General features: G+C 66.6%; 12 protein-coding genes. 10 read left to right on the plus strand and 2 right to left on the minus strand.

The genetic code is table 11. The features are described 5' to 3' along the window. Positions 1-20 precede the first annotated feature (20 nt). On the plus strand, positions 21-647 hold the full coding sequence (locus tag ACIPR8_RS05140; protein ID WP_132862713.1) for a DUF47 domain-containing protein: 627 nt from the start codon (positions 21-23) through the stop codon (positions 645-647). A gap of 13 nt (positions 648-660) precedes the next feature. Further along, positions 661-1782: an inorganic phosphate transporter gene (locus tag ACIPR8_RS05145; RefSeq protein ID WP_132862714.1), complete on the plus strand. Its 1122-nt coding sequence runs from the start codon at positions 661-663 to the stop codon at positions 1780-1782. A 370-nt stretch (positions 1783-2152) separates the two neighbouring features. Here the strand turns inward: ACIPR8_RS05145 and parE are convergent, their stop codons facing one another. Then, positions 2153-4042 carry a DNA topoisomerase IV subunit B gene (gene parE, locus ACIPR8_RS05150; RefSeq protein WP_446540337.1) on the minus strand — a complete coding sequence of 630 codons (1890 nt, stop codon included), beginning with the start codon at positions 4040-4042 and terminating at the stop codon, positions 2153-2155. Positions 4043-4200: 158 nt separating this feature from the next. Here parE and ACIPR8_RS05155 point away from each other — a divergent pair, with 158 nt between their 5' ends. From ACIPR8_RS05155 to truD, 8 genes are all read left to right on the plus strand, one after another. Then, positions 4201-4452 (plus strand): hypothetical protein, encoded by a 252-nt coding sequence (locus ACIPR8_RS05155; protein WP_132862716.1) that lies wholly within the window; start codon positions 4201-4203, stop codon positions 4450-4452. A gap of 129 nt (positions 4453-4581) precedes the next feature. Continuing rightward, positions 4582-6246 (plus strand): CTP synthase, encoded by a 1665-nt coding sequence (locus ACIPR8_RS05160; RefSeq protein WP_132862717.1) that lies wholly within the window; start codon positions 4582-4584, stop codon positions 6244-6246. Between the two features lie 146 nt (positions 6247-6392). Further along, on the plus strand, positions 6393-7226 hold the full coding sequence (gene kdsA / locus ACIPR8_RS05165; RefSeq protein WP_132862718.1) for a 3-deoxy-8-phosphooctulonate synthase: 834 nt from the start codon (positions 6393-6395) through the stop codon (positions 7224-7226). A 177-nt stretch (positions 7227-7403) separates the two neighbouring features. Then, positions 7404-8696, plus strand: a complete 1293-nt coding sequence (gene eno, locus ACIPR8_RS05170) for a phosphopyruvate hydratase (protein ID WP_446540338.1) — start codon at positions 7404-7406, stop codon at positions 8694-8696. A 5-nt stretch (positions 8697-8701) separates the two neighbouring features. Continuing rightward, the gene (ftsB, locus tag ACIPR8_RS05175; RefSeq protein WP_313251336.1) at positions 8702-9064 is read left to right on the plus strand and encodes a cell division protein FtsB; all 363 of its coding nucleotides are present in this window, start codon (positions 8702-8704) and stop codon (positions 9062-9064) included. Continuing rightward, complete coding sequence (ispD, locus tag ACIPR8_RS05180; protein ID WP_446540339.1) at positions 9061-9759, plus strand: 2-C-methyl-D-erythritol 4-phosphate cytidylyltransferase; 699 nt, start codon at positions 9061-9063, stop codon at positions 9757-9759. Before ftsB ends, ispD begins: the two co-directional genes overlap by 4 nt. A 51-nt stretch (positions 9760-9810) precedes the next feature. Further along, positions 9811-10311 (plus strand): 2-C-methyl-D-erythritol 2,4-cyclodiphosphate synthase, encoded by a 501-nt coding sequence (ispF, locus tag ACIPR8_RS05185; RefSeq protein WP_192288077.1) that lies wholly within the window; start codon positions 9811-9813, stop codon positions 10309-10311. Beyond that, on the plus strand, positions 10308-11342 hold the full coding sequence (gene truD, locus ACIPR8_RS05190) for a tRNA pseudouridine(13) synthase TruD (protein ID WP_446540340.1): 1035 nt from the start codon (positions 10308-10310) through the stop codon (positions 11340-11342). Before ispF ends, truD begins: the two co-directional genes overlap by 4 nt. Before the next feature lie 69 nt (positions 11343-11411). Here truD and ACIPR8_RS05195 read toward each other — a convergent pair whose 3' ends face one another. Continuing rightward, entirely contained in the window at positions 11412-11951 is a 540-nt protein-coding gene (locus ACIPR8_RS05195; protein WP_446540341.1) for a Smr/MutS family protein, read from the minus strand. Positions 11952-12091 lie beyond the last annotated feature (140 nt).

Here is a 12091-nt window from a genome sequence, read left to right on the forward strand (position 1 = left end):
CGACGGCGAATAGGTTCCCCATGTTTTCGTTGCAGACCATCTTTGGCTCCGGCAAGCAGTTCTACACCTACCTCGACGAGGCCGCGCAGGCCGCCTATGACAGTGCCAAGGCGCTGCACGGGATGATGCGCGAAGCCGATCGTCAGCCGGCATTGGATGCCTTCAAGCTCGCCCGTCTGCGCGAGCGCGCCGCCTCGGACAAGATCAGCCAGGCGCTGGTGGACAGCTTCATGACCCCGATCGAGCGCGAGGACATCGAAGCGCTGGGTTCGGCGCTGTACAAGATTCCCAAGCAGATCGAGAAGTTCGCCGATCGCTACTCGCTGGCCGTGCAGCACCTGGACCAGATCGACTTCGCGCCGCGCGCGGCGATGCTGGAGCAGGCGGCCGGGGTGGTGGTGGAAATGGTCAACGACCTGCGCCACATGAACCTGGACCGCATGACCGCGCTCAACGAGAAGCTGCGTGCGCTGGAGAACGAAGCCGACCGCCTGATGCTGGAGTTGTACCGCGACATCTACTCCGGTCGCCTGGACAACCTGCAGATGTTCCTGCTGAAGGAATTCTTCGAGATCCTGGAAAAGGCCATCGACCGTTGCCGCGAGGCCGGTGTGGTGGTTTACCAGATCGTGCTGAAAAACAGCTGACGGGGGCGGGTAGATGCTCACCCTCGTACTGGTGGTGATCCTGGCAGCGCTCGTCTTCGAGTTCATCAACGGCTTCCACGACACCGCCAACTCCATCGCCACCGTGGTGGCGACCAAGGTGCTCTCGCCCGGCTGGGCGGTGATGCTGGCTGCAGGCATGAACCTGATCGGTGCGCTGACCGGCACCGCGGTGGCGCTGACCATCGCCAACGGCCTGCTCAATACCGACGTGGTCGACGTGACCCCGCAGGTGATCCTGTGCGCGCTGCTCGGCGGCATCGTCTGGAACCTGATCACCTGGTGGAAAGGCCTGCCGTCCTCGTCCTCGCACGCGCTGATCGGCGGTCTGTGCGGTGCCGGCCTGGCGGCCGCGCACAACAACTGGGACGCGTTGATCTGGTCCAAGAACGTCGGCGACTGGGCGCAGAACAAGGGCCTGTTGTGGAAGGTGTTCGTGCCGATGATCACCTCGCCGGTGGCGGGCTTCCTGCTCGGCATCGTGGTGATGTGCCTGCTGTGGGCGATCATCGCCGGCATGGCGCGCGCCGGTGGCGTGCTTGGCCGCCTGGCCCGTCCGCGCTGGGTCAATGCCTTCTTCGGCAAGGCGCAGATCGTCTCGGCGGCCTACATGGGCTTCGCCCACGGCCACAACGATGCGCAGAAGACCATGGGCATCATCGCCATGACCCTGATCGGTGCCGAAGCGACCGGCGCGCTGAACGACCTGCCGTCCTGGCTGGCCTTCATGCACCCGGACGCGCATGCCGGTGACGGCATCGCGATGTGGATCGTGCTGACCTGTGCGGTGGTGATGGCTGCCGGCACCGCCTCCGGTGGCTGGAAGATCATCAAGACGCTGGGCCACAAGATGGTCAAGCTGCACCCGATCCACGGCTTCGCCGCGGAGACCAGCTCGGCGACGATCCTGACCCTGGCTGCCCACTTCGGCATGCCGGTCTCGACCACGCACAGCATCTCCACCGCGATCATGGGTGTGGGCTTCGCCAAGAACCCGAAGTCGCTGCGCATCGGCGTGATCGAGCGCATCATCTGGGCCTGGATCCTGACCATCCCGGCCGCCGGTGGCTGCGCCTATCTGATCCTCAAGCTGTTCGCGTTGATCGGCTGGAATTGATCAGTCGCTGATCGACGAAGAAGTGCGAAGGCCCGCCAGGAATGGCGGGCCTTTCTGCTTCCGGCATTTGCTCCGGTTCCCGGCGCCTCCCCTTGGCGAAGCCAAGGGGAAGGAATGAGGCTTGTCTGGCAAGCTCGTGGCGGAGCGAGGCGCCGCGCTGCCGGCAGGCGGCTGGAGCGGCCAACAAGAAGCCCGCCATGGTGGCGGGCTTCGTAGGCCGGGATGCAATCCCGGCGCTCTTGGGCGAGTCCGGCGATCAGGCTTCCAGCGAGGCCAGGTCGCCCTTGCTCTCCAGTCGTGCCAAGCAGTCACATCCGTTGCGGGAATGCTTGCACCGTCGCCACGGCTGGGGGCAATGAGTAGCCGCGCGTCAGGCTTCCAGTGAAGCCAGATCCCCCTTGCTCTCCAGCCAGCCCTTGCGGTCGGCCGCGCGCTTCTTGGCCAGCAGCATGTCCATCAACGAACGCGTCGCTTCGCTGTCGTCCACGGTCAGCTGCACCAGCCGGCGGGTATCGGGGTGGATGGTGGATTCGCGCAGCTGCGAGGGGTTCATCTCGCCCAGGCCCTTGAAGCGGGTCACGCTGACCTGGCCCCTGATCTTCTCGCGCTCGATCTTGTCCAGCATCGCGCGCTTTTCTTCCTCGTCCAGCGCGTAGAACACCTGCTTGCCCACGTCCACGCGGAACAGCGGCGGCATCGCCACGAACACATGGCCGGCGTCGACCAGGGCCGGGAAGTGCTTCAGGAACAGCGCCGCCAGCAGGGTCGCGATGTGCAGGCCGTCGGAATCGGCGTCGGCCAGGATCACCACCTTGCCGTAACGCAGGCCGGACAAGTCGTCCTTGCCTGGGTCGCAGCCGATGGCGATGGCCAGGTTGTGCACTTCCTCGGAAGCCAGCACGCTGCCGGAGGCGACTTCCCAGGTGTTCAGGATCTTGCCGCGCAGCGGCAGGATGGCCTGGAAGTCCTTGTCGCGGGCCTGCTTGGCGCTGCCGCCGGCCGAGTCACCTTCCACCAGGAACAACTCGGTGCGCGACAGGTCCTGGCTGATGCAGTCGGCCAGCTTGCCGGGCAGGGCGGGGCCCTGGGTGACCTTCTTGCGGGTGACCAGCTTTTCGGTCTTCAATCGCGCGCTGGCGCGCTCGATCGCGATCTGGGCGATCTTCTCGCCCAGCTCCACGTTCTGGTTGAGCAGCAGGCTGAAGGCGTCATGCGAGGCGCCCTCGACGAAGCCGGCGGCCTGGCGCGAGGACAGTCGCTCCTTGGTCTGGCCGCTGAACTGCGGGTCGGTCATCTTCAGCGACAGCACGAACGACACGCGGTCCCAGACGTCTTCCGGGGCCAGCTTGACGCCGCGCGGCAGCAGGTTGCGGAAGTCGCAGAACTCGCGCAGCGCCTCGGTCAGGCCGGTGCGCAGGCCGTTGGCGTGGGTGCCGTGCTGGGCGGTCGGGATCAGGTTGACGTAGCTCTCCTGGACCAGCTCGCCTTCCGGCAGCCAGGCCACGGCCCAGTCGACCACCTCGGTTTCCTTCTTCAGGCTGCCGGTGAACAGCTCGGCCGGCAGCATCTCGCGCTCGCCCAGCTCGGCCTTCAGGTAGTCGCGCAGGCCATCCTCGTAATACCAGGTGTCGACTTCGCCGGTGGCTTCGTCGGTCAGCTTGACGGTCAGGCCCGGGCACAGCACGGCCTTGGCGCGCAGCAGGTGGCGCAACGCACGCACGTTGAACTTGGGGGTGTCGAAGTACTTCGGGTCCGGCCAGAAGCGCAGGCGGGTGCCGGTGTTCTTCTTGCCGACGCTGCCGACCACTTCCAGCGGACTGGCGCGGTCGCCGTCGCGGAAGGTGATGCGGTGCTCGCTGCCTTCGCGGCGGATGTGGACCTCCACCAGGTTGGACAGTGCATTGACCACCGACACGCCGACGCCGTGCAGGCCGCCGGAGAAGGTGTAGTTGCGGTTGCTGAACTTGCCGCCGGCATGCAGGCGGGTCAGGATCAGCTCCACGCCCGGGATCTTCTCTTCCGGATGGATGTCCACCGGCATGCCGCGGCCGTCATCGCTGACCTCGCAGCTGCCGTCCTTGAACAGGGTGACTTCCACCGTCTTCGCGTGGCCGGCCAGGGCTTCGTCGACCGAGTTGTCGATGACTTCCTGCGCCAGATGGTTCGGGCGCGCGGTGTCGGTGTACATGCCGGGGCGGCGTTTGACCGGGTCCAGGCCGGAGAGGACTTCGATGTCGGCGGCGTTATAGCGGGCGTTCATGTATCTCGATCAGGCGCAAAGCGACGTGCGAGTTTGCGGTCTGCCGGCGATTTTTGCACGCAGGGCATTCAGGGGCGGGCGAGCCGGATCGGGGTATCCTATGCCCGGTCCAAGAAGAGCCCGGTCCCGTCGGACGGGGTGTTCCCAGGAGGAATCGGATGAAATCGTCGAAAATGCTGGCTCTGGCTGCTGTTGCTGCCGTAGTGGTGGCGGTTCCCTTCGTGATGGCGCAGGACGCCGGCAAGCCGAAGGCGGGCGAGACCGCCCAGAAGGCGCCGGAAGACAAGGCCCAGAGCGAGGCCGAGCAGAAGGCCAAGCGCCGTGCCGCCGCTGCCGCCCAGGATAGGGCGCAGGGCGACCAGTCGGCGCCGCGTGAAGAAGAGGAAGAGGAAGCCCGTCGCCGTCGCTGACGCGTTTCCCGCTGGATGACAGACGCCCCGGCGCAGGCCGGGGCGTCTTTTTTTTGATCTCGCCGCATCCTGCGCTTGGGTGTTTGGGCGACAACCTTTAAACTAGGGCTTTCCGGGAGGCAGTGAGCCGTGACCCCCCTTATTTTTGTTACTGGCGGTGTGGTGTCCTCGCTTGGCAAGGGCATTGCAGCCGCGTCTCTGGCCTCCATCCTCGAGGCACGTGGCCTGAAGGTCACGATGATGAAGCTGGATCCGTACATCAACGTCGATCCAGGCACGATGAGCCCCTTCCAGCATGGTGAGGTCTACGTCACCGACGACGGTGCCGAGACCGACCTGGACCTGGGCCACTACGAGCGCTTCGTCCACACCCGGTTGAGCCGCAAGAACTCGATCACCACCGGGCGCATCTACGAGAACGTGATCCGCAAGGAGCGCCGGGGGGATTACCTCGGTGCCACCGTGCAGGTGATCCCGCACATCACCGACGAGATCCGCCGCTGCATCGACGAGGCCACCGAAGGCTTCGACGTGGCGCTGGTGGAGATCGGCGGCACCGTGGGCGACATCGAGTCGCTGCCGTTCCTTGAGGCCATCCGCCAGGTGCGCACCGAGCGCGGCCCGGAGAAGGCGCTGTTCATGCACCTGACGCTGGTGCCGTTCATCGGCGCTGCCGGTGAACTGAAGACCAAGCCGACCCAGCACTCGGTCAAGGAGCTGCGCTCGATCGGCATCCAGCCGGACGTGCTGCTGTGCCGTTCCGAGCACGCCATCCCGGACTCGGAGCGCCGCAAGATCTCGCTGTTCACCAACGTCTCCGAGCGCGCCGTGATCAGCGTGCCGGACGTGGAAGTGCTGTACCGCGTGCCGATGGGCCTGCATGCGCAGGGCCTGGACGACATCGTGGTCAACCAGCTCAAGCTGGGCGACAAGGCCGGTCCGGCCGACCTGTCCGAATGGGAGTCGGTGCTCGACGCCGCGCTGCATCCGCTGGATGAAGTGACCATCGCCGTGGTCGGCAAGTACGTCGACCACCAGGACGCCTACAAGTCGGTCGGCGAGGCGCTCAAGCACGGCGGCCTGCGCCAGCGCACCAAGGTCAACCTGAAGTGGCTCGAGGCGCAGGAGCTGGCCGAGTCCGGCCTTGCCAGCCTGGACGGCGTGGACGGCATCCTGGTGCCCGGTGGCTTCGGCGACCGAGGCTTCGAAGGCAAGGTGCTGACCTCCCAGTTCGCCCGCGAGCACAAGGTGCCGTACTTCGGCATCTGCTACGGCATGCAGGCGGCAGTGGTGGATTACGCACGCCACGTGGCCGGTCTGGACGGTGCCAACAGCACCGAGAACGACCGCCAGTCGCCGAACCCGGTGATCGGCCTGATCACCGAATGGCGCACCGCCAGCGGCGAAGTCGAGAAGCGCGACGAGAAGTCCGACCTGGGCGGTACCATGCGCCTGGGCCTGCAGGAGCAGCGCCTGAAGCCGGGCACGCTGGCCCACGAGCTGTACGGCAAGGACGTGGTCGCCGAGCGTCACCGCCACCGCTACGAGTTCAACAACCGCTATCGCACCCAGCTGGAAGACGCCGGCCTGGTGATCTCCGGCAAGTCGATGGACGACACGCTGGTGGAAGTGGTCGAGTTGCCGCGTGACCAGCACCCGTGGTTCCTGGCCTGCCAGGCGCACCCGGAGTTCCTGTCCACGCCGCGCGGCGGGCATCCGCTGTTCATCGGGTTCATCCGCGCCGCGCGCGAGCGCAAGGCCGGCGGTGCGCTGCTCAAGGAAGCACGCGCCTGAGGTTCGTCCCTCTCCCGACGGGAGAGGGTGCCCCGCAAGGGGCGGATGAGGGCAGGGGCAGTGGTCGGCTTGATTTCACTGCGTCCTGCCCTTATTCCAGCTTCGTTCCCGACGGGGGCGAGGTTCCACCATCACGAGGTGATTGAATGAAGCTCTGTGGATTTGAAGTAGGTCTGGACCAGCCGCTGTTCCTGATCGCAGGACCCTGCGTGATCGAGTCGATGCAGCTGCAGCTGGATACCGCCGGCAAGCTCAAGGAAATCACCCAGAAGCTGGGGATGAACTTCATCTTCAAGTCCAGCTTCGACAAGGCCAACCGTACCTCCGGCACCAGCTTCCGTGGCCCGGGCCTGGAAGAAGGCCTGAAGGTGCTGGCCGAAGTGAAGAAGCAGATCGGCGTGCCGGTGCTGACCGACGTGCACGAATACACCCCGATGGACGAAGTGGCCTCGGTGGTGGACGTGCTGCAGACCCCGGCGTTCCTGGTGCGCCAGACCGATTTCATCAGGAAGGTCTGCTCGGCCGGCCGCCCGGTCAACATCAAGAAGGGCCAGTTCCTGTCGCCGTGGGACATGAAGCCGGTCGTGGAGAAGGCCAAGTCCACCGGCAACAACGACATCATGGTCTGCGAGCGCGGCGCCAGCTTCGGCTACAACAACCTGGTCAGCGACATGCGCTCGCTGGCGGTGATGCGCGACACGCAGTGCCCGGTGGTGTTCGACGCCACCCACTCGGTGCAGTTGCCGGGCGGGCAGGGCAGCAGCTCCGGCGGCCAGCGCGAGTTCGTGCCGGTGCTGGCGCGTGCGGCGGTGGCCGTTGGCGTGGCCGGCTTGTTCGCCGAGACTCATCCTGATCCGTCCAAGGCCCTGTCCGACGGCCCCAACGCCTGGCCGCTGGACAAGATGGAGGCGCTGCTGGAAACCCTGCTGGCGCTGGATTCGATCACCAAGAAGAACGGTTTCCTCGAATCCACCGTCTGATAGCTGCTTGAACCGATGGCCCGTGTTTCACGGGCCATCGGCGTTTCAGGGCCCGGCAGCGGGCCGCTTTCACCCGAAAGCAACGCCTCGCGCCGGCCTTCCCATCGTTTAAACTGCCCCGCAGTTTTACGAAACCCGTCGAATTCAGACTCAACCAACGAGCCTATCCCCCAGATCATGACCACTATCGCCAAGATCCACGCCCGTGAAATCCTCGACAGCCGTGGCAACCCCACGCTGGAAGCCGAAGTCACCCTGGCCGACGGCTCCTTCGGCCGTGCTGCCGTGCCCTCGGGTGCCTCCACCGGCACCAAGGAAGCCGTGGAACTGCGCGATGGTGACAAGACCCGTTACCTGGGCAAGGGCGTGCGCAACGCGGTGGCCAACATCAACGGCACCATCGCCACGGCGCTGGCCGGCTTCGATGCCGACGACCAGCAGGGCCTGGACCGTCGCCTGATCGATCTGGACGGTACCGAGAACAAGGGTCGCCTGGGTGCCAACGCGCTGCTGGGTGTTTCGATGGCCGCCGCGCATGCCGCCGCCGCCTCGAAGAAGCAGGCGCTGTGGCAGTACCTGGCCGGCAAGACCGGCGTCACGCCGTCGCTGCCGGTGCCGATGATGAACATCATCAACGGCGGTGCGCATGCCGACAACAACGTGGACTTCCAGGAGTTCATGGTGCTGCCGGTCGGCTTCAGCTCGTTCAGCGAGTCGCTGCGCGCCGGCACCGAAATCTTCCATGCGCTGAAGTCGGTGCTGAAGGGCCATGGCCTGAGCACGGCAGTCGGCGATGAAGGCGGTTTCGCACCGGACTTCCGCAGCAACGTCGAGGCACTGGACACCATTCTGGAAGCCATCGGCAAGGCCGGCTACACCGCCGGCGAAGACATCCTGCTGGGCCTGGACGTGGCGTCCAGCGAGTTCTACGAGAACGGCAAGTACAACCTGGTCGGCGAGAACAAGCGCCTGACCTCCGAGCAGTTCGTCGACTTCCTGGCCGACTGGACCAGCCAGTACCCGATCATCACCATCGAGGACGGCCTGGCCGAGAACGACTGGGCAGGCTGGAAGCTGCTGACCCAGCGCATCGGCAACAAGGTGCAGCTGGTCGGTGACGACCTGTTCGTGACCAACCCGAAGATCTTCGCCGAAGGCATCGAGTCGGGCACCGCCAACGCCATCCTGATCAAGGTCAACCAGATCGGCACCCTGACCGAGACCCTGGAAGCCATCGCGATGGCCGACAAGGCGCATTACGCCGCCATCGTCTCGCATCGCTCGGGCGAAACCGAAGACACCACCATCGCCGACATCGCCGTGGCCACCACCGCCACCCAGATCAAGACCGGCTCGCTGTGCCGCAGCGATCGCGTGGCCAAGTACAACCAGCTGCTGCGCATCGAGGAAGCCCTCGGTGCCGGCGCGCGTTACGCCGGCCGTGACGCGTTCGTGTCGCTGAAGCGCTGACGCTGATGCGCAACTGGCGCTGGCTGCTGCTGGTGCTCGCGGTACTGCTGGGTTTGCTGCAGTACCGCTTCTGGTTCGGCCCGGGCAATTCGGGTGAAGTAATGATGCTCGAAGCCCAGGTCGCCAACCAGAAGCGGGACAACGACGGCCTGCAGCAGCGCAACGATGCGCTTGCTGCCGAGGTCAAGGACCTGAAGGAAGGCGAGGCGGCCATCGAAGAGCGCGCGCGTAGCGAGCTGGGCATGATCAAGCCCGGCGAGAAGTTCTACCGCGTGGTGGAGGACGCCCCCGTGGCCGCGCCGGTCGCACCGGCTGCGCCGCCGCCGGCGGCGGCCGCGGTCGAGCATGGAACGGAGCCGGTGCCATGATGACCCAGGTCTGGGCGGTGGTTCCGGCGGCCGGCCGTGGCACCCGCTTCGGCGGCCCGGTGCCCAAGCAGTACCTGCTGGCCGATGGTGAACCGTTGTTGGCGCATACGCTGCATGCCCTGCTGTCCCATCCCGGGGTGGCCGGGGTGATGGTGGCCATTGCCGAGAACGATGCCGATTGGCCGGGCTGGACCTCCTTTGCCGACAAACCGGTGCTCACCTGCGTCGGCGGCGATACCCGCGCCGCGTCGGTGCTGGCGGGGCTGCAGGCCTTGCCGGACGGCGTGCGCGCCGATGACTTCGTGCTGGTGCACGACGCCGCGCGTCCCAACCTGGACGCGGTGGATCTGACCCGCCTGCTGGAAGTCGGTCGTGCCGATCCGGTGGGTGCCATCCTCGCCGCACCGGTGCGCGACACCCTCAAGCGGGCCGGCGACGATGGCGGCATCGACCGTACCGAGCCGCGCGAACGCCTGTGGCGCGCGCTGACCCCGCAGTTGTTCCGACGCCACCAGTTGAGCCGGGCGTTGATCGACGCGGCCACTGCCGGCATCGACGTCACCGATGAGGCGATGGCGATGGAACGGCAGGGTGTGCGTCCGTTGCTGGTGGAAGGGGCCGAGGGCAACTTCAAGGTCACCACGCCGGCCGATCTGGCCCGCTTCGAGTTCGAGCTGTCGCGCCGCGGCAGCTGATATCCCCGCTCGGCGCGCTGCGCCGGCACAGTTCTGACGTACGGTATTGCCATGAATGCTTCCACTCCGTTTCCGCCCATCCGCATTGGACAGGGCTACGACGTCCATGCCTTCGGCGAAGGCGACCACATCATGCTGGGCGGCGTGCGCGTGCCGCACCGTTGCGGCGTGCTCGCCCACAGCGATGGCGACGTGATCCTGCACGCGCTGTGCGATGCCATGCTGGGCGCGCTGGCGCTGGGCGATATCGGCGTGCACTTCCCGCCGTCGGATGACCGTTGGAAGGGCGCGGACAGCAGCCGCTTCGTCAGCCACTGCAATGCGCTGCTGGCCGAACGTGGCTGGCAGGTCGGCAACGCCGACATCACCGTGATCTGCGAACGGCCCAAGGTCGGGCCGCATGCGCTGGCCATGCGCGAGACGGTGGCGCAGCTGCTGGGCATCACGCTGGACCGGGTCAGCATCAAGGCCACCACCAGCGAGAAGCTGGGCTTCACTGGTCGTGAGGAAGGCATCGCCGCGCAGGCGACGGTGCTGTTGGTGGCGCTGTGACCGCGCTGCCGCTGGCGTTCGGTGCGCCGCTGTTGACGGCCTCGATCCGCAGCACGCCGGAGGATTTCCAGGTGGACGAGCTGCCGGCGTTCGAAGCCACCGGCGAGGGGGAACACCTGCTGCTCGACATCCGCAAGCGCGGCGCCAACACCGTTGCCGTCGCCAAGCAACTGGCGCAGTGGGCCGGCCTGCCGGAAATGGCGGTCAGCTATGCCGGGCAGAAGGATCGCCACGCGGTGACCACGCAGCGCTTCAGCGTGCACCTGCCCAAGCGGGTCGCCCCCGATCTGGCGGCATTGGCGTCCGACGACGTGCAGGTGTTGGCCTCGACCTGGCACAACCGCAAGCTGCAGCGCGGTGCGTTGGCGGGCAACCGGTTCAAGCTGGTGCTGCGTGACCTGCAGGGTGATGCGGCGGCCATCGATGAGCGCCTGCGACTGATCGCCGCACGTGGCCTGCCCAACTGGTTTGGTGAACAGCGCTTTGGTCGCGATGGCGGCAACGTGCCGGCCGCGCTGCAGATGTTTGCCGGACGTCGCGTGCGCAAGGACCAGCGTTCGATGCTGCTGTCGGCCGCGCGCTCGGCCTTGTTCAACCGCGTGCTGGCCGCGCGCGTGGAGCAGGGTAACTGGGACACGCCGTTGGACGGTGAGGTATGGATGCTGGACGGCAGCCGCTCGGTGTTCGGCCCGGAACCGATGAGTGATGTATTGGCCGAGCGCCTGGCGCGTTTCGATATCCATCCCAGCGCGCCGCTGTGGGGCGTCGGCGAGCTGCGTTCCACCGATGCCGCGCGTGCCCTGGAAGAACAGGCGCTGTCCGACGACCAGGCGCTGGCATTGCGGGTCGGGCTTGAAGAAGCCGGCTTGAAGCAGGAACGTCGTGCCCTGCGCTTGCGTCCGGCATTGATGCAGCACCAGTGGCTGGCCGCGGACGTGCTCGAACTGTCGTTCGCGCTGCCGCCGGGGTGCTACGCCACGGCGGTGCTGCACGAACTGGGCCAGACCAACGACGCCAGCCGCGCGGAATAGTCCCGCCGGTGGGAGCGGCCTCGGCCGCGAAGCCGATGAAAGCCCCGTCGCTCGGATTGCCGGTACCTGTCAGCGATGGGCCAACAACACCAACACCGCCCCGGTGCCGCCCTGTGCCGCCGGGGCGGAATGGAAGGCCAGCACGTCGTTGCGCTGACGCAGCAGGCGGTCCACCAGGTTCTTCAGCACCGGCGCGCCGCCATCGGCCTGCAGGCCCTTGCCGTGGATGATGCGCACGCAGCCGTGTTCATGGTCGCGCGCTTCGCCCAGGAACTGACGCAACAACCCTTCGGCCTGGGCGGCAGTGGCACCGTGCAGGTCCAGTTCGTCCTGCACCGAGTACTGGCCACGCTTGAGCCGCTGGAACATCCGCGCCGGCAGGTTGTCACGCCGGTAGCTGGCGGTGTCGCCGGCTTCCAGTGGCGCGCTGGAGCGCAGCAGCCGGGCGAACTCGCCCAACGCCTCCGATTCATCCTGTTCAGCCATGCGTGCGCGCGGTTTCGGGCGCGGCTTGCCGGTGGCCGGTGTCTCCACTGGCCGCATCGGCGTCACTTCGCCGATGGCCGAGCGGAACAGGGCGCTGTCATCTTCTTCTTCGGGGTACGACATGCGCACAGCGTAACCTGCGGCAAGTATCCGGCAAATGGCAGGGTAAGTGGCCCGGCGCATTCCGGTATCATGGCCCTTCAGGTCGGCCGGCCTGGCGCCAGGCGCAGGACGGTCCGGCGGTTGCGGCGCGCAGGGGGCGC

This window comes from Stenotrophomonas sp. LARHCG68, assembly GCF_052871705.1.